At 45.4% G+C, this 22,027-nt stretch carries 19 protein-coding genes; 4 read left to right on the top strand and 15 right to left on the bottom strand.

All coding sequences use genetic code 11. The annotated features are described in order from the left end of the window. Positions 1 to 530: 530 nt before the first annotated feature. Positions 531 to 905, top strand: coding sequence for a hypothetical protein (locus R7P36_RS22990; protein WP_005381401.1), 375 nt, complete (start codon positions 531 to 533; stop codon positions 903 to 905). Positions 906 to 962: 57 nt separating this feature from the next. Here the strand turns inward: R7P36_RS22990 and trpS are convergent, their stop codons facing one another. The 5 genes from trpS to nsrR form a co-directional block, all read right to left on the bottom strand. Then, positions 963 to 1,979 (bottom strand): tryptophan--tRNA ligase, encoded by a 1,017-nt coding sequence (trpS, locus tag R7P36_RS22995; protein ID WP_005381398.1) that lies wholly within the window; start codon positions 1,977 to 1,979, stop codon positions 963 to 965. 116 nt (positions 1,980 to 2,095) lie between these two features. Beyond that, positions 2,096 to 2,782 carry a phosphoglycolate phosphatase gene (locus R7P36_RS23000; protein ID WP_017633734.1) on the bottom strand — a complete coding sequence of 229 codons (687 nt, stop codon included), beginning with the start codon at positions 2,780 to 2,782 and terminating at the stop codon, positions 2,096 to 2,098. 122 nt (positions 2,783 to 2,904) lie between these two features. Further along, positions 2,905 to 3,648 carry a 23S rRNA (guanosine(2251)-2'-O)-methyltransferase RlmB gene (gene rlmB, locus R7P36_RS23005; RefSeq protein ID WP_005381395.1) on the bottom strand — a complete coding sequence of 248 codons (744 nt, stop codon included), beginning with the start codon at positions 3,646 to 3,648 and terminating at the stop codon, positions 2,905 to 2,907. A 70-nt stretch (positions 3,649 to 3,718) separates the two neighbouring features. Then, positions 3,719 to 6,226, bottom strand: coding sequence for a ribonuclease R (rnr, locus tag R7P36_RS23010; protein WP_017821742.1), 2,508 nt, complete (start codon positions 6,224 to 6,226; stop codon positions 3,719 to 3,721). A gap of 115 nt (positions 6,227 to 6,341) precedes the next feature. Beyond that, complete coding sequence (gene nsrR, locus R7P36_RS23015) at positions 6,342 to 6,767, bottom strand: nitric oxide-sensing transcriptional repressor NsrR (RefSeq protein WP_005381392.1); 426 nt, start codon at positions 6,765 to 6,767, stop codon at positions 6,342 to 6,344. A 157-nt stretch (positions 6,768 to 6,924) separates the two neighbouring features. Between nsrR and hmpA the strand changes: the two genes are divergently transcribed. Next, the gene (hmpA, locus tag R7P36_RS23020; protein ID WP_005381390.1) at positions 6,925 to 8,109 is read left to right on the top strand and encodes an NO-inducible flavohemoprotein; all 1,185 of its coding nucleotides are present in this window, start codon (positions 6,925 to 6,927) and stop codon (positions 8,107 to 8,109) included. 80 nt (positions 8,110 to 8,189) lie between these two features. Here the strand turns inward: hmpA and motX are convergent, their stop codons facing one another. Together motX and R7P36_RS23030 are read right to left on the bottom strand one after the other, a co-directional pair. Beyond that, on the bottom strand, positions 8,190 to 8,825 hold the full coding sequence (gene motX, locus R7P36_RS23025; protein ID WP_005381388.1) for a flagellar protein MotX: 636 nt from the start codon (positions 8,823 to 8,825) through the stop codon (positions 8,190 to 8,192). 216 nt (positions 8,826 to 9,041) lie between these two features. Then, positions 9,042 to 10,358: an adenylosuccinate synthase gene (locus R7P36_RS23030; RefSeq protein WP_005381385.1), complete on the bottom strand. Its 1,317-nt coding sequence runs from the start codon at positions 10,356 to 10,358 to the stop codon at positions 9,042 to 9,044. A 172-nt stretch (positions 10,359 to 10,530) separates the two neighbouring features. Here R7P36_RS23030 and R7P36_RS23035 point away from each other — a divergent pair, with 172 nt between their 5' ends. Next, on the top strand, positions 10,531 to 10,716 hold the full coding sequence (locus R7P36_RS23035; RefSeq protein ID WP_005381383.1) for a DUF2065 domain-containing protein: 186 nt from the start codon (positions 10,531 to 10,533) through the stop codon (positions 10,714 to 10,716). A 63-nt stretch (positions 10,717 to 10,779) separates the two neighbouring features. Here the strand turns inward: R7P36_RS23035 and hflC are convergent, their stop codons facing one another. The 8 genes from hflC to tsaE form a co-directional block, all read right to left on the bottom strand. After that, positions 10,780 to 11,760, bottom strand: coding sequence for a protease modulator HflC (gene hflC, locus R7P36_RS23040; RefSeq protein ID WP_005381382.1), 981 nt, complete (start codon positions 11,758 to 11,760; stop codon positions 10,780 to 10,782). Between the two features lie 2 nt (positions 11,761 to 11,762). Continuing rightward, positions 11,763 to 12,968 (bottom strand): FtsH protease activity modulator HflK, encoded by a 1,206-nt coding sequence (gene hflK, locus R7P36_RS23045; protein WP_005381381.1) that lies wholly within the window; start codon positions 12,966 to 12,968, stop codon positions 11,763 to 11,765. Positions 12,969 to 13,013: 45 nt separating this feature from the next. Further along, positions 13,014 to 14,303: a ribosome rescue GTPase HflX gene (gene hflX, locus R7P36_RS23050; RefSeq protein ID WP_005381380.1), complete on the bottom strand. Its 1,290-nt coding sequence runs from the start codon at positions 14,301 to 14,303 to the stop codon at positions 13,014 to 13,016. A gap of 38 nt (positions 14,304 to 14,341) precedes the next feature. Continuing rightward, complete coding sequence (hfq, locus tag R7P36_RS23055; protein WP_005381379.1) at positions 14,342 to 14,605, bottom strand: RNA chaperone Hfq; 264 nt, start codon at positions 14,603 to 14,605, stop codon at positions 14,342 to 14,344. A 194-nt stretch (positions 14,606 to 14,799) separates the two neighbouring features. Next, positions 14,800 to 15,732, bottom strand: a complete 933-nt coding sequence (gene miaA, locus R7P36_RS23060) for a tRNA (adenosine(37)-N6)-dimethylallyltransferase MiaA (protein WP_053303035.1) — start codon at positions 15,730 to 15,732, stop codon at positions 14,800 to 14,802. Continuing rightward, complete coding sequence (gene mutL, locus R7P36_RS23065) at positions 15,729 to 17,741, bottom strand: DNA mismatch repair endonuclease MutL (RefSeq protein ID WP_213900103.1); 2,013 nt, start codon at positions 17,739 to 17,741, stop codon at positions 15,729 to 15,731. Before mutL ends, miaA begins: the two co-directional genes overlap by 4 nt. An 18-nt stretch (positions 17,742 to 17,759) precedes the next feature. Next, positions 17,760 to 19,469, bottom strand: coding sequence for an N-acetylmuramoyl-L-alanine amidase (locus R7P36_RS23070; RefSeq protein WP_005381374.1), 1,710 nt, complete (start codon positions 19,467 to 19,469; stop codon positions 17,760 to 17,762). Beyond that, on the bottom strand, positions 19,463 to 19,927 hold the full coding sequence (gene tsaE / locus R7P36_RS23075) for a tRNA (adenosine(37)-N6)-threonylcarbamoyltransferase complex ATPase subunit type 1 TsaE (protein ID WP_005381372.1): 465 nt from the start codon (positions 19,925 to 19,927) through the stop codon (positions 19,463 to 19,465). The genes R7P36_RS23070 and tsaE overlap by 7 nt, the downstream gene beginning before the upstream one ends. A gap of 276 nt (positions 19,928 to 20,203) precedes the next feature. Here tsaE and queG point away from each other — a divergent pair, with 276 nt between their 5' ends. Next, a complete protein-coding gene (queG, locus tag R7P36_RS23080) occupies positions 20,204 to 21,331 on the top strand; it encodes a tRNA epoxyqueuosine(34) reductase QueG (protein ID WP_065274931.1) in 1,128 nt (375 codons plus the stop codon). Positions 21,332 to 22,027 lie beyond the last annotated feature (696 nt).

The raw sequence follows: 22,027 nt of genomic DNA on the forward strand, positions 1-22,027 counted from the left end.
TTTATGTAAATGCAAACTTAGCTCTGGTTAGAGCCTGCCATTTGCGTCTACTATCAGGTTTATTTATGAAATAAATAAGAATGAGTAATTAAAGCCGTGAAATGAATCACATGTGAATATAAGAAAATATGCCAGAGCATCCCATTCAAACATTTTTTGTAATAAATACAGAGCGCTATTGATAAACAAATCAGAATTTAGATTGATTACTCAGTTTACTTTTTCAATTCATGTTAAGGAGTAGAAAATACATCACTTGTTGAGTTGCTTATTAACCCAACCGTTCCTGTTACAAATAAAAAATATAATTAGTCACTAATTTAGAATGCTTTAATTTTCACTTGTATCACTGTTCAAGCCCAAGAATCTATTACTCGCTTCGTTCTCTCTTATACAGGCCTCTCATACTTCAAAGTTTTCATGATTTATTCAATAACTTTTCATTACTCACTAGCCAAAAACATACACAAAAGATATAACACCTGCGCGAGACAATAAGATCTCATTAGCTGTAAACCCAGGAACGACAAATGAAAAAAATTCAACGCAGTGTGCTAGCTCTCTCCCTACTTGGCTTGATAGCGGGGTGTCAGTTGACCGCCAGTGAGCCACTTCAACCTACGGCGAATCAAGACATCATCGAATCAGCCAAAAATGAACTGGATGGTATTGAAGAGCTAGAAGTCAGTGACGAGGGTGTTATTACCTTTACTCAGCGTCTAAGAACGCCAGGAACCTACTGGATTCCAGCGAGAATTAAAGAACTCAGCTACGATATATCATGCGTACAGCTTAGTTACTTCATTGATAGAGGCATGGTTGTGAAGTCTGCCTTTCTAGGGGCTCGAGGACGTGTTGAATATTACGACATGGAACGCTGTATGAAAGACACACCATTTCAGTAATACAGGCATAAAAAAAGCTCCACCAAAGTGGAGCTTTTTCGTATTCGTTCTTAGCAACTATGGGCGAGCTACAAAACCTACTGCTTCGTATGCTTTCTTAAGCGTTTCAGCCGCTCGTGCCGAGGCTTTCTCAGCGCCTTGCTGCATTACCTCGTCCATGTAAGCACGATCAGCGCGAATACGGTGATATTCTGCTTGAATTGGCTCAAGCATTGCTACAACTGCCTCACCAACATCTTTCTTAAATGGGCCATACATTTCTACGCCTTGGTACTTCGCTTCAATCTCTTCGAAGCTCATGCCTGTCGCCGCAGAGTACAGACCCATTAGGTTAGCAATGCCCGCCTTGTTCTCGATATCATGACGGATACTTGGTGGCGTTTCGGTATCGGTTTGCGCTTTGTTGATCTTCTTAAGGATCGACTTAGGCTCTTCCAGCAGCGTGATAACGTTCTTACGGTTGTCATCAGATTTAGACATCTTCTTCGTTGCGTCTTGAAGGCTCATTACACGCGCATTTACTGTCGGAATGTAAGGCTCTGGAACTTGGAAGATTGGCTGCTCTGGCGAGTAAATATTGTTGAAACGCGTTGCGATATCGCGCGCTAATTCTAGATGTTGCTTCTGGTCACTGCCTACAGGTACTTGGTGTGCACCGTAAAGCAAAATGTCAGCCGCCATCAACACCGGGTAGTCAAATAGGCCGACGTTTACGTCATTCGCGTAACGTGCCGATTTGTCTTTAAACTGAGTCATACGGCTCAGCTCACCCATTTGAGTGTAGCAGTTAAGAAGCCAACCTAATTGAGCATGCTCTGGTACATGTGACTGAACAAATAGCGTGCTCTTCTTCGGGTCAACACCAACTGCCAGACAAATTGCCAGTGCGTCTAGAGTTGCTTCATGCAGCGCTTTAGGGTCCTGACGAACCGTAATCGCGTGAAGGTCTACCACACAATATTGGCAATCATAATCGTCTTGCATCTGCTGCCATTGACGTAGAGCACCCAAGTAGTTACCGATACTTAGTTCACCTGAAGGTTGAACACCACTCAATACAATGGGTTTGCTCATTAGAATGATTCCTTTGACTTCTTAATCTAATTAAATGAAAAAAACCGTGCAGTAATAGGTGCACGGTTTACTCAGTGTACTCATTAACGAGTATTTTGGAAGCTCTTTTGTAGCCGTTATGCAGAAACCGCTACAACGTCCAATAATTCTGCCAAACTGTCAGCGACGAAATCTGGATTTGATGCTGAAATAGGTTCACCGTGGTTGTAACCATATGTCAGACCAAATGAGGCACAGCCTGCATTCTTTGCTGCGAGAATATCGTTTTTCGAGTCGCCAACCATCAGCATTTCACTTGGTTGGGTTTGGTGCTTTTCCATCAACCAGTTCAATGCTACTGGGTTTGGTTTTTTCTCTGGGAATGCATCACCGCCAAGGACATCAACGAAGTATTTTGCGATGTCGTGCTTTTCCAAAACGTCAGGCACAAACTTTGAAGGTTTGTTGGTCACCAACGCCATAACAAAGCCCGCTTTGTGCAGCTCTGCTAGTGTCTCTTTTACCGTTGGGTAAAGATGACTTAGCTTGTGACCGCTTTGCTCGTAGTAATCATCAAACAATACACGCGCTTTAGCACGAAGCTCTTCACTCAGCTCCGGGTTGATGGTCAGGCTTTGGCTTAATGAGCGACCAATAAGCACGTCTGCACCGTTACCCACGTAATCACGAACTTGTTCTTCTGAAACCGATGGAAAGCCAAGCGCCTGTACTGCTTGGTCTGCCGCGACAGCTAGATCTGGCACGCTATCAAGCAAAGTACCATCTAGATCGAAGGCGATGAATTTAATGTCTTGTTGAGTCATAACTTCCCTGAGGATTTTTATTTATAAATCGGTGAAAACGACAAAGGATGGCACCCCATCCTTTGTTTTTATCAGTATGTCTAACTTTGCAGTAACTGTTTGTTTATTAACTTATTTAGCACTTACTTTGCAGCAATACGCTGACGAACTGCCTCAAACAAACAGATGCCGGATGCCACAGATACGTTCAAGCTTGAAACGCTACCAGCCATTGGGATCTTAATCAAATCGTCGCAGGTTTCACGAGTCAGACGACGCATACCGTCACCTTCTGCCCCCATTACGATAGCAAGGGGTCCAGTCAGTTTGGCTTGGTAGATGTCGTGCGTTGCTTCACCCGCAGTACCAACAAACCAGATGCCTTTCTCTTGCAATGTACGCATAGTACGAGCCAAGTTCGTTACTCGGATCAATGGTACGACTTCAGCTGCACCACAAGCGACTTTACTTACCGTCGCATTCATTGGCGCAGAACGATCTTTCGGTACGATGATCGCCGCAGCACCTGCCGCATCTGCGTTACGTAAACACGCACCAAGATTGTGTGGATCGGTCACTCCGTCTAACACTAATAGCAGTGGTGATTCGTGCTGCGCCAGGATGTCATCTATATCGTTCTCATTCAGCTGCTTCGCTGGTTTCACACGAGCGATGATGCCTTGGTGATTTGCACCGCGCGCTTTGTCATCCAAAGTTTTACGTGTCATCTGCTGAATAGAAACACCACAAACCTGAAGATCATTTAGGATTGGCATTAGGCGATCATCTTGACGACCTTTTAAAACGTACGCCTCGATAAAACGCTCTGGTTCGCGCTCCAATACCGCCTTCACTGCGTGAATGCCGTAGATAAATTCGTTACTCATTGTTTAACCTGTTGTTCTGGTCGTATTGCCTGCGCCAACCAAGTTTGAACTAAGTTGGCGCTTCAACCTACTACTGCGCTTCTTTTTTAGTGCGCTTGGTTTTCTTCGGCTTACTGTGCGGCTTCTTTTTACGTGCTTTTTTCACTTTAGGCTTCTCGTTGCCTTCGGCGTCACCACGTTTTGGGCCATTACGCTTACTCGTTGCGCCCGTTTCTTCTGGGCGTTTAGTTGGCTCTATCGCAGGAACTGCACGAGCCGCGCCACCTTCCTTCGATGAAGAGCGAGTCGCAGCGCGTTTTTTATCTTTCGCTTTGCGCTTTGCTTCCGCTGCGCGTTTCTTCGCAGTCTTACCTTCGCCGCGTAGCTTACGACTTGTTTCGACCAATTCAAAGTCAATTTGCTTATCATCGAGGTTAACAGCCAGTACTTTTACTTTTACTGCATCACCTAAGCGGTAGATGTTACCGAAACTTTCACCAATAAGTCGTTGACCAATCGGGTCAAATTGATAGTAGTCGTTCGCAAGGGTAGAAATATGTACCAAACCATCGATGTGCAAATCCGTTAAACGTACAAAGAAGCCAAAGCTAGTGACATTAGCAATAACACCGTCTAGTTCGTCACCGACGTGGTCTTGCATATATTCACACTTCAGCCAATCCGCAACATCACGTGTTGCATCATCAGCACGGCGCTCTGTCATCGAACATTGTTCGCCGTAAAAATCCATGTCGTCAAACGAGTAATGATAGCCACCTGTTGGTGTCCAGCGATCTTGATTACGACCTTCTTCTTTAGCAATCAGATACTTGATTGCACGGTGAAGTAACAAGTCAGGGTAACGACGAATTGGCGACGTAAAGTGCGCATAGCGTTTCAATGCCAACCCAAAGTGCCCCGCGTTATCTGCGTTGTATACCGCTTGCTTCATTGAGCGTAGCAGCATGGTCTGAATCAACTCTTGATCTTGACGCCCGGAGATTTGACGTGCGAGATCAGCATAGTCCGTTGGTGAAGGCTCTAAACCACCTTTTAGCTCAAGACCAAGTTCACTTAAGAAGTCACGGAAACCTTGCAGGCGTAATTCACCTGGAGATTCGTGGATACGATAAAGCGCGGGCTCTTTCGCTTTTTCTACCAGCGATGCCGAAGCAATGTTGGCTAAAATCATACATTCTTCGATGATCTTATGCGCGTCATTACGAATTACTGGCTCAATGCTTTCGATTTTACGTTCCGCATTGAAAATAAATTTGGTTTCAACGGTTTCAAATTCGATTGCACCGCGTTGATCTCGTGCTTCTTTCAGCACTTTGTACATCTTGTGCAACTCTTCTAGATGAGAAACAAGCGGCTGGTAGCGCTCACGTAGTTCTTCATCCCCTTCTAGAATCGCGCTCACTTTGCTATATGTGAGACGAGCGTGCGAGTTCATCACCGCCTCGTAATGCTTGTAACCAGACAGCTTACCTGTATCGGAAATGGTCATTTCGCACACCATACACAAGCGATCTACTTGCGGGTTAAGCGAACATAGACCGTTCGACAGTACTTCTGGCAACATTGGCACAACTTGCGACGGGAAATATACTGAGTTACCACGATTGATCGCTTCTTTGTCCAACGCAGAGTCAGGACGAACGTAGTAACTGACGTCAGCAATCGCTACCCATAAACGCCAACCACCTTCTTTGTTCTTTTCACAGTAAACGGCATCATCAAAGTCTCGTGCGTCTTCGCCGTCAATGGTCACTAGTGGCAAATCACGTAGATCCACACGACCAACTTTCGCTTCTTCTGGTACTTCTTCGCCTAAGTTTTCGATTTGTTTATCGACGGCTTCTGGCCATTCGTGAGGGATTTGGTGTGTACGAATCGCAATTTGTGTTTCCATACCTGGTGCCATGTTTTCACCAAGGACTTCAACCACTTTACCCATCATGCCGCGTGAGCGTGAGCCACGATCAGTAATTTCAATTACGACTACGTTACCCATGCGTGCACCCGCTTTGTGCTCATTTGGGATCAGGATATCTTGGCTGATACGCGAGTCATCTGGGACAACATAGGAGTATCCATATTCAAGGAAGAAACGACCAACGATTTGATCATTGCGCTCCTCTAGCACACGCACCAAACGTCCTTCACGGCGGCCGCGCTTGCTGTTGTCTGTCGGTTGCACTAAGACAAAATCACCGTGGATGATGTTCTTCATCTGATGGTGCGGTAACAGAATATCATCATCCTTGCCGACGCTGCCTTCTGGACGTACCCAACCATGGCCATCACGATGACCAATCACGTAACCTTTCACCATTTCAAGTTTTTCAGGCAATGCATAGCACTGACGGCGGGTAAACACCAGTTGGCCATCTCGCTCCATCGCACGTAGCCGACGACGCAACCCTTCGTATTGCTCTTCGCCCTCAAGCTTTAGTGCCTCAAACAAGTCGTTACGATTCATTGGAACGCCCGCTTGCTCTAGAAACTCGATGATAAACTCTCGGCTTGGAATTGGATTTTCGTAATTTTTGGATTCACGATCTGCAAAAGGATCGTTTGGAATATTGTCTGACATAGGCACGCCTATCTAGCAAGGAAGGTATATGGCTAGTATATCTGAGTCTCTCGATAAGCTACAGAATTGCTTTGAAAAAAGAATGATCGAGATCGACTCTAGGCATGCAAATGAGTTAAGGACGAGCCAGCAAGATCAAAAGTTCAGAATTGTCACTGAGCAAGGATTCAATCGTGCAGTCATCCAACTCCGCCAGAAAGGCACTTTTTGCTTTCGCCAATTTATCTTTGAGGCGGCAAGCAGGGGTAATATGGCAAAAATCCACACCACAGTTGACTAAATCTAACGGCTCTAAATCGCGCACAACACCACCGACTGTGATTTCAGACGCTGGCTTCATCAGCCGGATACCACCGTTTTTTCCGCGCACGGTATGGACATAACCCAACTGCCCTAACCGATTGATAACTTTAACCATATGGTTGCGCGACACACCAAATAAATCCGTCACTTCGGTAATGCTGGTTAACTCATCTTCCGGCAACGAAGCCAAGAAAATTAAGGTTCTCAACGCATAATCAGTGAAACTAGTTAACTGCATATTCTCTCCCAAAGTGCGACTCAATAACCCACTGGTGATGCTAAAACCCCAAACTTGAGCTATCGATAAAAGTGTAAATCTTTTCTTGATCGAAAGATACATTTGAGATACAACTTTAAACATGCATTATAAATACAACTTAAAGTAGGAAGCCCTTATGCTCAGCAATCAAACTATCGAGATCGTCAAAGCGACCGCACCACTCATCGCCGAAACAGGACCAAAACTGACCGCGCACTTTTACGAGCGTATGTTTACTCATAACCCTGAGTTGAAAGATATTTTTAACATGAGTAACCAGCGTAACGGCGATCAGCGTGAAGCATTATTCAACGCTATCTGTGCCTATGCTGCCAATATTGAAAATTTGCCAGCTCTGCTTGGCGCAGTAGAGAAAATTGCGCATAAGCACACGAGCTTTTTGATCACAGAAGATCAGTACCAAATCGTTGGTAAGCATTTACTTGCGACAATCGATGAGCTTTTTAATCCAGGTCAAGAAGTGTTGGATGCTTGGGCTGAGGCTTACGGCGTACTTGCGAATGTATTTATTCAGCGCGAAGAACAAATTTACCAACAAAATGAAGCTTTGGAAGGCGGCTGGCGCGGTCTACGCGAATTTGAATTAGTCGATAAAAAGATTGAGAGCGAACACATTTGCAGCTTTGTGTTCAAGCCAACCGATGGCCAAAAAGTGGCGCCGTATAAACCGGGACAATACCTTGGCATCTACATCAACAGTGACCAGTTAGAAAACCAAGAAATTCGCCAATATAGCCTGTCTTCTGCGGTCCAAGAGAACACCTACCGTATCTCAGTAAAACGTGAAGAAGGCGGAAAAGTGTCGAACTACCTGCACGATAGCCTGAACATTGGCGAAAAAGTGCAGCTTGCGGCCCCTGCCGGTGATTTCTTTATGGATGCCGAACCACAAACACCCGTTGTTCTAATTTCTGCTGGTGTGGGACTTACTCCAACGCTGTCAATGCTAGAAAGTCTCTCAGCACATCAAGCACCTGTAACTTGGGTTCATGCAACAGAAAATGGCCAACAGCATGCTTTCAAGCAACACGTAAACCAACTCGTTGCAGAAAAAGAAAATATGAACGCGCTCGTTTGGTATAACCAACCAACGGCAGAAGACAAGCTAGGCGAAGACTTCCACTTCACGGGCTTTGTCAATCTGTATGAAATTGAAGCTGCATTAAAGCAAGATAACGTGCAGGTATACTTCTGTGGTCCTGTAGGATTTATGCAGCACGTAGCGAAACAGCTATTAGAACTTGGCGTACCAGAAGAGCAATTCCATTACGAATGCTTCGGTCCACACAAAGTGGTTTAAGCGCTACCAACTATCGGGAAAACAACAAAGCCCACGTGACGTGGGCTTTGTTGTATGAAGTTGTTTGCAATATTGAAGCGTTACCAAAAGGTGTCTCGCCGTTTAGCTCGAGCAATAACGTTTTGTGGCATGCGCTGTTCAAGGCCGTTTCTCAATACAGTTATGCGCTTATGCTGCCGCTTATCTGCTGTGACAGAGTTATATAACCAACGATACGCATCTTCGTAATCGAGTGGACTGCCATAATCACGTAAAAGCAACTCGGCCAGATGAATACGCGCGTTTAGGTTTCCCATTGACGCAGCTTCTCGCAAATATGGAATTGCACGTTCTTTATCTTGCTGTACTAAAGTGCCACGCGAATAGTATCGGCCAATCTGCTCTAGTGCAGCTGGTAACCCCTGATGCGCTGCATTTTCGATGTAGTAAAGACCCAGTTCGACATCTTGCTCGACACACACCCCCCAAGCCAACATATCTCCGTACAGAAATTCATAAGCGGGTAAGTTAATTCGAGTCGCACGAGCTACGATATCCTCCACCAGCTGGCAGTTATCAGCGCGCACACGTTGTAAGTGCTTATTTTGCTCAATAAGCTTTATCAGCTCTGCTTCGGTATAGATCGGAACTGGTGCCCCCACATCAGCAACATTGGCTTTCACTGTGGTAGCAACCAAGGTCAACAACAGTGAAGCAGCCACTGTTCGTAACTTCATAAACGTACCCTTAAGGTATCTAAGAAACCAAAGATCGGTGAAGGATCTCCTCTGCTTGATAACCTTATCGGCAAAAAACAGCTAAGCTTTAGACAATTTTTGCCTCTGATTTAGGCTCAGCGGCAAAAGCTTGCCATATGAGAGTCACGCTGTTTTTGTTCAGATACAAAAAAGCCGACCAGAAGGTCGGCTTTTGCAATCTTTAACGGCTATCAATTAAGCTTCGAATGGGTGAACTTTGATGATAGTTTCGTTACGGTCAGGACCTGTAGAGATGATGTCTACTGGAACGCCAGTTAGCTCTTCAATACGCTTGATGTAGTCAAGAGCGGCTTGTGGTAGAGCATCTAGTGACTTAGCACCAAATGTGTTCTCAGACCAACCAGGCATTGTTTCGTAGATTGGCGTTGCTTTTTCGAATGCTTCAGCAGCCATCGGAGAAACTTCTAGCACAGAGCCATCTTCCATCTTGTAACCAGTACAGATTTTTAGCTCTTCTAGACCATCTAGTACGTCTAGTTTAGTTAGACAGAAACCAGATACAGAGTTGATTTGGATTGCACGACGCATAGCAACAGCATCGAACCAACCTGTACGACGTAGACGACCAGTTGTCGCACCGAACTCGTGGCCAACTTCACCTAAGTGCTTACCAATTGGATCTTGCTTATCTAAACCGTCGTATAGTTCAGTCGGGAATGGACCAGCACCAACGCGAGTACAGTACGCTTTTGCGATACCCAAGATGTAACCGATGTGACGAGGACCAAAACCAGAACCTGCAGCAACACCACCAGCAGTCGTGTTAGAAGACGTTACGTACGGGTAAGTACCGTGGTCGATATCAAGTAGTGTACCTTGTGCACCTTCGAACATGATCTTGTCGCCGCGCTTACGTGCTGCGTCTAGTTCGTCAGTTACGTCGATAACCATTGACGTTAGTAGTTCAGCGTAGCCTTTAGCTTGCTCAAGTACTTCTTCGTAGCTTACTGGCTCCGCTTTGTAGAAGTTAACTAGTTGGAAGTTATGGAACTCCATGACTTCTTTTAGCTTCTCTGCGAAAGTCGCCATATCGAATAGGTCGCCAACGCGTAGACCGCGACGAGCAACTTTATCTTCGTATGCTGGACCGATACCACGACCAGTAGTACCGATAGCTTTTTTACCGCGAGCGATTTCGCGAGCTTGGTCCATTGCAACGTGGTAAGGAAGAATTAGCGGACATGCTTCAGAAATGAAAAGACGCTCGCGTACTGGAATACCGCGCTCTTCAAGAGGCTTCATTTCTTTAAGTAGAGCTTCAGGTGATAGTACAACACCGTTACCGATAACACATTTTACGTTATCGCGAAGGATACCTGATGGAATTAAGTGAAGAACGGTTTTTTCACCGTCAATTACGAGAGTGTGACCTGCGTTGTGACCGCCTTGGTAGCGTACCACGTATTTTGCATCTTCAGTTAAAAGGTCTACGATTTTACCTTTACCTTCGTCACCCCATTGGGTGCCTAGAACGACTACGTTATTTCCCATCTTTCCAAGTCTGATTGCTAGTTAAAAATGGATTCTAGCACCGAATCACGCTTCTTGCAGTCATTTTTTGTTCACAGAGTTGCTACCAGAATGTCATCTTGCCGCTTTGTTCATTTTGAAATCAGCATATCACTGATAGTATTTAGCTTTCTCTATTCGACTGGAAAGCGCTATGTCTGAATCCATATGGTTGGCGATTGGGCTCGTCTTGATCGTGGAAGGCATTGGGCCACTGATTGCTCCTAACGGTTGGCGGAATATGGTGGCTCAATTAAGTGAACAACCCAACAATCAGCTACGACGCATCGGTGGCTGCCTAGTAGTTGCTGGAGCCGTCATCGCCATCATGATGAGCTAGCACTTAGCATCAGATACAAAAAAGGCTCCCTAAGGAGCCTTTTATTTCAATGAGACGCGGAGATTATTTCTCCATGCTGCCCTTCGACTGGTTCATGTATTGGAAGAACTCACTCTTCGGATCAAGCACCAGAATATCGCTCTTAGAGCTGAAGGACTTCTCATACGCACGTAGCGAACGTAGGAAGCTAAAGAACTCAGGGTCTTTGTTGTATGCTTCAGCATAAATCTTCGCAGCTTCAGCATCCGCCTCACCTCGTGTCACACGCGCAGTTTTATCAGCTTCAGCTAGAATAGTTGCTACTTCTAGTTCTGCTTGAGCACGAATAACTTCCGCTTTTTCACGACCTTGAGAACGGTGCTTACGAGCAACGGACTCACGCTCCGCACGCATACGACGGTAGATAGACTCACTGATTTCATCAGGCAGGTTGATTTTCTTCATTCGGAAATCAACGACACGAACACCCAAGTCTTTCATTGCGCTTTCACGCGTGTCTTTCAATACTTCAGACATGATTAGGTCGCGTTCACCATCAATCTCAAGCGCCTCACGAGCCGCTTCAGTTGCGACAACATCGGCACTTGCGTCTTCTGGTAGCACATCATCGTTACGTGGACCAGATACGATCTGTTTGATTTCACGAGCACCGATTTCAGAACGAAGCACGTCCGTCACTTTACGCTCAAGTAGTGCCTCTGCCGTTAGCGAGTTACCACCGCCTGTCGCGAGGTAGTAGCGACCAAAATCTTCAATACGCCACTTCACGTAGGTATCAATGATAACGTCTTTTTTCTCAGACGTTACGAAACGGTCTGCACGACCATCCATTGTTTGGATACGTGCATCAAGTTGTTTCACACGGTCAAACAAAGGCATCTTGAAATGCAGACCAGGCTCGTAAATTCGAGTGATGTCGTTATTGTCTTTCAAGACACGACCAAATCGAACCACGATACCGCGCTCACCTTCAGGAATCACAAACAAAGACATCAACATTAATGCCAGTGCGATTACCAGTACAGGGATCATTAACTTACGCATTCTTAGTATCTCCCTTGACGTGAACCTGTTGAACGAGACTGCGAGTTCGAAGTGTCTTCTTGTGTACGATCAGACTCAAGTTGAATTTGATCATAGGTTGAAGATGACTTCGATTTACGTTTGGTATCTGCTTTGCCCTCTTGTCCCGCCAACTTATCGATTGGAAGGTAAAGAAGATTGCCGCTTGATTCCGAGTCAATCAACACTTTCGAAGTGCTTGAGTACACCTCTTCCATTGCGTCAATGTACAGACGATCACGCGTTACACCAGGCGCTGCTTGGTATTCTGGTAGTAGTTTTTCGAACTGTGCTACCTGACCAAGAGCCTCGTTAGTGACACGCTCATTGTAACCTTGTGCTTCTTTCTTCAAACGCTCTGCACGACCCGTTGCCTTAGGCAAGATTTCGTTCTTGTATGCTTCAGCTTCACGAATGAAACGCTCTTCATCCTCACGTGCTGCGATTGCATCATCAAACGCATCTTTCACTTGCTCTGGTGGACGAGCAGACTGGAAGTTCACATCAACAAGTACCAGACCCATATCATAGCTATCAATGATTTGGTTAAGTGTTTCTTGCGTAGTTTGACGAATTTGCTGACGACCACTGGTTAGAATGCTATCCATCAATGAGTCACCAATTACTGCACGTAGTGCAGAATCCGTTGCTTGACGCAAGCTGTCGTCTGCATTGGTTACACGGTACAAGTATTTGTATGGGTCAGTCACTCGGTACTGAACATCCATCGCAACTGTTACAACGTTTTCATCTTTAGTCAGCATTAGACCAGATGCACGTAGTGAACGAATCGCTTGTACGTTTACCGCTTCGTACTCATCAATAAAGCGAGGACGCCAGTTAAGACCTGGGTCTACGATACGATCGTATTTACCTAAACGCAGTACAACACCACGCTCTGCTTCACCGATGGTGTAAAAACCAGCGAAGAACCAAACTGCAACAGCAATCAGAGCAATCACGCCAAAGCCAATTGCACTACCACCACCGCCGCCGATTGGAGAACCACCGCCGCCTTTTTTACCAAACTTGCCGCCCAGCTTTTGACTCAGTTTGTTGAACACTTCATCTAAATCTGGCGGACCTTGATCTCGGCCACCAGGACGCTGGCCACCACGATTATTATTACCCCAAGGGTCATTATCGCGGCCATTGTTGCCGTTGTTATTTCCAGGCTCATTCCACGCCATTAGAAAGCTCCATCATTTGATATGACGTTATACTGTAGCAGTCCTTTAAGTGACTATAAAGCCAGTCAAAACTGCCCCTTCTCTTTTTTCAAGTCTAGACCAATCTACTTGCTGCATTCGAATATCGATCAACAAGTTACCATCCTGGTCATATTCCTCACGTTGAATACACTTCATTTGGAAGAAGGTACTACGGAATCGTCCTTGATACTGTGGAGGAATTCGCAACTGATGCTCGACCATTTGTGACGCCAGACGTTCCGTCAGAGCCTCAAACAGGACATCAATGCCCAACCCATCCATTGCTGAAACCCAAACTGCGCGAGGTACGCCTTCCTCGTCTCGTTCTATACGTGGTTTCTGCGAATCTAGATTGTCGATTTTGTTCATGACAACCAGAGTCGGCACTTCATGCGCGTCGATCTCTTCTAGTACTTCATGAACAGCTTGAATATTCTCACGAAAACGCTCATCACTGGCATCAACAACATGTAACAAAATGTCAGCTTCTTGCGTTTCCTGCAAGGTTGCCTTGAAGGCCGCAACCAAGTCGTGTGGCAAATGTCGAATAAAACCAACCGTGTCTGCCAAGATGGCAGGACCAACATCTGCTAACTCTATCTTACGTAAAGTCGGGTCCAAAGTAGCAAATAATTGATCAGCCGCGTACACGCCAGCTTCTGTAATACGGTTGAAGAGTGTCGACTTACCCGCGTTGGTGTAACCCACAAGTGAAACCGTTGGGATTTCAGCTCGATTTCGGGCGCGGCGCCCTTGTTCACGCTGCTTCGCTACTTTGTCTAAGCGTCGCAGGATGGCTTTGATTCTGTCACGCAATAAGCGACGGTCGGTTTCCAGCTGGGTTTCACCCGGGCCACGTAAACCGATACCACCTTTCTGCCTTTCAAGGTGCGTCCAACCACGAATCAAACGAGTAGAGATATGACGAAGTTGAGCCAGCTCTACCTGTAGCTTACCTTCGTGTGTTCGAGCTCGTTGAGCAAAGATATCGAGAATAAGACCAGTGCGGTCGAGAACTCGACATTGGCACAGTGCTTCGAGGTTACGTTCTTGGGCAGGAGAGAGGGCGTGATTAAAAATCACAATTTCGGCACCCGTTGATTGTACCGCTGTAGCAATCTCTTGGGCCTTACCCTCTCCGACATAGTATTTCGGGTGTGGGGATTGACGACTACCAGTTACCACTTGTAGCGCCTCTACCCCAGCAGAAGAAACCAGCATTTCGAACTCAGCCAGATCTTCCCATTCACCTTCTTGCGTGAAGTTGATATGAACAAGTACGGCTCGCTCACCGGATTCATAACGGTCAAACAAGCAATCAACTCCTTATTTTAAAAATACTCGATGAAGAATTAATCTTCTGATTTCTCTTGTGGACGCTCACCTTGTGGACGTTCACCGCTGTGATGGCTCACTGGACGAGCCGGCACAACTGTTGAGATCGCGTGCTTGTACACCATTTGGTTAACAGTATTCTTCAGCAGGATCACAAATTGATCGAATGATTCGATCTGACCTTGTAGTTTAATACCATTCACAAGGTAGATAGATACCGGGATACGCTCACGACGTAGCGCGTTTAGAAATGGGTCTTGTAGAGATTGCCCCTTAGCCATTTTTATTTTCCTTATTTAATTTGTAGTTGTAATTATTTAGCTAGTGGTGCAATGCAAAAGATACGGCTTTTGCATCTGAGCTAAACGAATCAAAAATGCACTCTAAGTAATTAGCAGCATAGTATAAAAACCGCCAACAACAGATCCTTTGAGAGTGCGTTCACGCAAAAACGATCACATTATACACAGCTATGTCAATCAGATGCTATTGCTTCCGACATCGTTTCTAATGCCTGTTCAATGTTCTCGCTATCCAACCAAGTTAAATCATCCCAGCTGCGTAACCAGGTGATTTGACGCTTGGCCAATTGACGAGTCGCGCATACGCCACGAAATACCGCTTCGTCACGTGTACACTCCCCATCTAAATACTCCCACATCTGTCGGTAACCGACGCATCGTATGGAAGGAAGATCGGGGTGAAGATCTTTTCGCGAATGTAACGCTTTCATTTCTTCTTCAAAGCCCGCTTCCATCATCTTCTCGAAACGGAGTTCAATCCGACGGTGAAGTTCTGCCCTATCCTTGGGAGCTATTGCAAACTGCTTGACTCGGTATGGTAGGCTTTCACCTTTCGTTTGAGTCAATTCAGTCAAAGTTTTACCTGAAATGCGAAAAACTTCCAATGCCCGAGATAAACGTTGGGGATCATTGGGATGGATTCTCGCGGCTGACACAGGATCAACCTCTTTGAGTTCATCGTGCAACACTGACCAACCTTTAGTCAATGCCTCTTGTTCAATTTGCTGACGAATTTCAGGATTTGCAGCAGGAAGTGGTGATAAACCTTCAAGTAACGCCTTGTAATACAGCATTGTTCCACCCACAAGAAGTGGAATTTTTCCTTCTGCAACAATATCATCCATCGCTTTCAATGCATCTCGACGAAAGTCGGCGACAGAGTAAGATTCACTTGGATCCAAAATATCTATCAAGCGATGAGGCGCCAAACTTAACTCTTTTTCATCCGGTTTCGCCGTACCGATATCCATCCCTTTGTAGATCAAAGCAGAATCAACACTGATGATCTCAATCGGAAATTTTTGACGAAGACTAATCGCCAGCTCAGTTTTGCCTGATGCAGTTGGCCCCATTAAAAATAGCGCCAAAGGTAGTTTATCTGTCATGGTTTTAATTTGGCTATCGTGGCAGAGAAATCAACAGCGGATACGAATTTTGTATCTTCTAATGGCAATTGACCATGTCTTAGCTGTTCAAGTTCCGCAATAATTTGAATGGCTTCAGAAAAAGTATAGTGACTCTTCACTGTCGTGACCTGTAATGCGAGCCAATCTATCAACTCAGACAGCATCTGAGCCGCTGCTATACCTTCGTTCACACAAGATTGCGCGTAAGATAACAGATCTGGTACTAAATTTTGTAAGTTTTGTTGACGCAGCGGAGCTGGAACGCCCATCACCATTAAGGCGTGCTCGTTTCTCGCTTTCAATTGAATACCAAGCAATGCCAAATCTTGTTGATAATCTTGGGCCAGTCTCACTAATTCGGCCTCTAACTTAATAGATAGAGGAACAAGCAGAGGTTGTGCCTTAAGTGCACCATCGCTTGGAGTGAGCTGGCCTTTTACACGATAAAATTCTGCTCTAGGTAACGAGACTAACGCCGCCCCACTGTCACTGTCCATCAAAACAAATTGTTCATCGACCACCATCAGCGCTTTGCCTAATGCAGTAATCGATGGCATTGATGTGTGCGAAGTTATCGTTTGGGGCGCTATTGGAGTGACTGCCTGAGCCTCAAACTCTGGCGTTTTCAACAGCTCGTGATAAGCGCGTACTTCTTGTTTAGTTGGCGCTGGTTCTACGTGGCGCTCTTTACTGTGACTTGGCTTTGGTGCAGGTTTGGATTCCACCCAATCATTACGTTTGAATGACTCCACTACGCGCGCCTCTCGCACGGAGGTTTCACTAGGACCGCTATTACGAGGCTTCACTTCATAATCACTGCGTCCAGGATAAGCCGGTGTACTCTCTATCGCTTGATAAACCCGCTCTGGTACTGGTGAAGATGCTGGCTCTTGTACTTTTTCAGGCTCTGGCGAATGCTCAATCTCTTCGGACTCAGTCGGTTCCACGCGATGAAATGCCGATTCATTCACCTGTGGTTTATCAATCACGGCGCTTTGCGCAAGTGCATCCGTCAAAGCTTGATAAATGAAATCATGCACCAAACGAGCTTGGTGGAAACGCACTTCATGCTTAGCAGGGTGAACATTCACATCTACTTGGTGCGGATCTAGCTCAATAAAGAGCACATACGCAGCAAACTGATCTGGCTTTAAGCTCATTTCATAGCTTTGACGAATCGCGTGATTGATTAATTTGTCACGCATCATTCGGCCATTCACATAGCAATATTGTAAATCGCTTTGCTGCCTTGCTCCCTCTGGCGTGGTAATCCACCCATGTAGCTTAAACCCTTGATGCTCAAGCTCGATTCTGAGCATATGCCGCACAAACGCATTACCGCAGACAGCAGCAATACGCCTTTCGGTTTGAAGCTGATTTTTCGCCGCGCGATATTGACGGATGATCTTGCCGTTATGACGCACATTGATGGTGACATCAAAGCGACTTAACGCAATACGTTTCAATAACTCATCAATATGAGCAAATTCGGTTTTCTCCGTACGAAGAAACTTGCGACGCGCTGGAGTATTAAAAAATAAGTCCAACACCTCAACAGTTGTGCCAATCGGGTGCGCTGCTGGCTTAAGCTTCACCTGCATATCACGCCCTTCGGAGTAGGCACTCCAGGCTTCTTCTTGTGCCGCAGGACGCGACGTGAGCGTCAAACGCGAGACTGAGCTAATACTGGCTAACGCTTCACCGCGAAAACCTAGACTCATAATGGCTTCGAGATCATCTAAGGTATGTATCTTAGATGTCGCATGACGACTGAGCGCTAAGCCGAGTTCATCTTTCGCGATACCTTTTCCGTTATCACGAACACGAATCAGCTTTGCGCCTCCTTTCTCGATATCGATATCGATTCGAGTTGCGCCAGAATCAAGACTATTTTCAACCAGCTCTTTAATCACAGAAGCAGGTCTTTCGACCACTTCCCCTGCGGCGATTTGGTTTGCAAGCCTAGCTGGCAAAATTTTAATCGTCATAATGAGTTAGAAGCTCACCTACTTGTTTGGAATGATCAGGACTTGCCCAACCGCTAGCTGATCAGAGCGTAAGTTATTCGCTTTACGAATGCTCGATACGCTAACACCGTATTTGGACGCTATTTTGCCAAGGAACTCACCCCGAGAAACCTTGTGCTTACGAATTGGTTTATCTTTTACCGCGACCGTTATCTTCAACTTTTGCCCTACCCACAAGGTATCTGACTTCAAGTTATTCTCTCGGCGGATATCTGAAACCTTCACTTTATAGTGATTCGCAATCTTACCTAAGAACTCACCAGACTTAACCTTGTGCGTAATGGTTTCTGTCTCAACAGTAATCGGTTTACTTGGCACTTTAATCGTACCAGCAGAAGGAATGTTGAGCTTCTGACCAATTGCCAAGCCTGTCGACTTCAAGTTGTTTGCCGACATCAGCGCTTTAGAGCTAAGCCCATATTTGTTCGCGATCACCGATAATGACTCGCCACGCTTTACAATATGTACCATTGGCTTCGCTGAAGGCGAGAACACCGTACCCTCTGGTGGGTTATCTTTTAAGTACTTGACGACCGCCTTAGTGATAGCCTGAGCTAACTTATCTTGGTGCGCTCGTTGAAACAGTAAACGCTCTTCTGTTGGGTTAGAAATAAAGCCCGTTTCCACTAGCACAGACGGAATCTGTGGAGAGCGTAAAACCGCAAGGCTGGTGTTGATCGGTTTGGTGTTATGCAGGTGCGCAACACGTCCCATCTCACCTAGGATTTCTGTTGCCAGCTTATAGCCTTCTTTTTGTGAATGACTAAACTGCAAGTCCAACAAAGTTTGGTTCACGTTACGATCTTTTGTCTTCGTGAAGAACGCATTACCCGAGCCGCCCAATAACTCAGACTGCTTCTCATGGTTCTCGACCCAACGAGCAATTTCGGTATTTGCACGACGAGTATTTAGTACGAAGACCGATCCACCGCGAGGCTTCGGTGAAGTAAACGCATCTGCGTGAATGGAGATCAGCAAGTGCGCATCATTTTCACGAGCAATCGCGACACGACGGTTTAAGTTTACAAAATAATCTCCCGTACGAGTCATGCGCGTTTTAATACCAGGAGTCGCATCGAGCTGAGCAGCAATTTTTCTTGAGATACTCAATACCGCATCTTTCTCGTACTTACGACGTGAAGGGCCAATAGAGCCAGGGTCTTCCCCACCGTGACCAGGGTCGATAACAATTAACACTTCTTGAGCTCGTTGAACTGAGCTCATGTCTTTGCTGGCCGCCGCTGGCTTACTCGGTTTAGAGGTCGATGCCTTCTTACCGTGCGGTAAATCAATCACCAAGCGGTGACCATACTGCCCACCTGGTGTTGGGCTTAATTTAAATAACTCCGCTTGAACGCTCTTTTTTAGTTCAAACACCAAACGATAAGTGCCCTTCTCTGGAGGCGAGCTTTTTCGTACCAGTTTTAAAACAGGGCTATCCGTAACAGTAACAGGTAGTTTGGCCTGCATCGTCGTGCTTTTTAAATCCACGACAAGGCGATCCGGCCCTGATAAAGAGAAATAGGAATAGTCAGCTTCCGAGCCTAAATCGATGACAACACGCGTTTCATCAGGTGAAGGCCAAACTCGAAAACTCTTAACGACGTTAGCAAATGCTAAATTGGGGATGAGAAGGAGAAAAGTGGCGACAAACGTCGCCACTACTCTAAAATTTGAAAAACTCAACATAGCTCCAATCGACTGAGTAACTGCACACCATAATCATTATTAGCTGTTAGTTCGGCTACACGTTGCTCACCTTGGTAGCGAATGTTTACATCAAGATCCGGTTGTGGCAGTAAGCCATGCCCTTTTTCAGGCCATTCAACCAAGCAAATCGCATCGTCTGTGAAATAGTCTCGAATACCCATAAACTCAAGCTCTTCAGGATCCGCAAGACGATAAAGGTCGAAGTGATATACTTGCCACTGATCCAACTGGTACGGTTCGACTAGAGTATAAGTTGGACTTTTCACGTTACCTTGATGACCAAGAGCACGGACAAAACCACGACTAAAGGTTGTTTTACCTGCACCCAAATCACCATGCAGATAAATTGTGGTTTGCTGGGAACAAAGCTGAGCCAAAGCGGTGCCTAGTGCAACCGTTTCATGCTCATCTTTTAAATTGAATTGTTTCGTGCTCATTGATGCTTCTCTAACTAATGATCGTTGACTATATAAAAATCAAAAGAACAGGAATAGTAAACCGTGTTGGTTTTGAGAGACAAGCTTTCAAATGTCATATGTGCGAAAAAAGTATCCAATAAACGGTATCTTAATCATCTTAGTATCGACCTAGATTTAGAATATATGCAAATGACTTCAATAAGCAGTATTCACAACATCAAAAACGTACCTAACTGGGTAGCACCAAAGCCAGAGATCCGTTAAGATCCGCCCCCCTTTATTCCGGTGGTTAACATGAACTACGAACAACTCGCACAACAAATCAAAGTTTGGGGAAAAGAACTCGGCTTCCAAAAAGTTGGGATCTGCGACGTTGATCTGAGTGAACATGAAGCAGCACTACAAAAATGGCTTGATGCAGGCTATCACGGCTCAATGGATTGGATGGCTCGTCACGGTATGATGCGTGCTAGACCCCATGAGCTACTCCCGGGAACCGTTCGTGTTATCAGCGTCCGGATGGACTATCTGCCACCAGAGGCTCAATTCGCTTCGAACCTCGCGAATAAAAGTCATGCCTATATTAGCCGCTACGCACTAGGGCGCGATTATCACAAGCTCGTCAGAAAGCAGCTAAATAAGCTCGGCAAACTTATTGAACAAGAGGTTGGTCAATATGGTTACCGACCTTTCGTTGATTCCGCACCAATATTAGAGCGACCTCTCGCCCAAAAAGCGGGCTTAGGTTGGACCGGGAAACATTCCCTGATTTTAGATCAAGACTGTGGATCGTGGTTCTTTTTAGGTGAACTACTTATCGACTTACCACTACCCGTAGATGAGCCAAGCGTTGATCAGTGCGGTAAATGCAAAGCATGCATTACATCATGCCCAACACAAGCCATCGTTGAAGACAAAGTTGTCGATGCCAGGCGTTGTATCTCTTATCTCACCATCGAGTTCGGTGGCGTGATTCCTGAAGAGTTTCGAAAGCCAATGGGTAACCGCATTTATGGTTGTGACGACTGTCAATTGGTTTGCCCATGGAACCGCTACGCCGACATAACGGAGCAAGATGATTTCCACCGTCGTGACAGTTTCAAAAACCCTGACCTCGTCGACATGTTTAACTGGGATGAAGCGACTTTTCTAAAAAATATGGAAGGCTCCGCTATCCGTCGTATTGGTCATATACAGTGGCTACGTAACATCGCTGTCGCACTTGGTAATGCAGAATATAGTCAGCGAATCATAGATGCGCTGGAAAGTCGGCAAGGTGAAAATAAATTACTTGATGAGCACATTAAATGGGCTTTGACAGAGCAACTGAATCAACTCCCCACTGAGAGTAATTCATCTATAGAGACAAAAAAGCAACGCTTAATAAGGATAGTCGAGAAGGGACTGCCGAGAGACGCATAGAGCGTAGTCTATATGCAAGAGATTGAAAGTACTTTTGCATGTTCAATTCATGACCTTGTTCTCAATTTTGTAATGTGGAAAAAAATTTGAGATTCAAGAAAAACAAGCTAGCAGAAAAAAGTTAAACACAGCTCGGAGAAATGACTAGGATCAAAAAAATACCAGTTAATGATCGTATTTTAACGTACTCGATCCGACAAAAAACTTATTTTTTCTTTATATAACAAAGATTTAATTGGTATTTCTTTGTTGTTTCAACTTCATTTTAGAGAAAAGATCTTTCTTCCCCATCATAAAAAGTCAAGCTAAAAACACTTTATCAACCAACTTATCCACAGAACGACGTATGTGGATAACTCTGTTAATTAAAGTAGATAAAACACGCGAAGCCTCATCATACTTGTACGTCAGCCGATTCATATCGTGTTTTAAACACAAACGAAATCGTCCGACATCATATGATGCGGATAAAAGTTTAGCTTTTGGGGATTCATGCTTCGCAGCATTATGAAAAGAGCGATGTGATTGGTTGCGAGAAGCAGGCGTTGAATCAAGCGGCGCATCCGTAGACGACTTAACAATTGTATACTAAATAAGTACTCAATCTATCGTCTTGTATTTGGTTGCGGGGGCCGGATTTGAACCGACGACCTTCGGGTTATGAGCCCGACGAGCTACCAAGCTGCTCCACCCCGC

Origin of the sequence: Vibrio sp. 397 (genome assembly GCF_033339395.1) — a bacterium.
Classification (GTDB): domain Bacteria; phylum Pseudomonadota; class Gammaproteobacteria; order Enterobacterales; family Vibrionaceae; genus Vibrio; species Vibrio alginolyticus.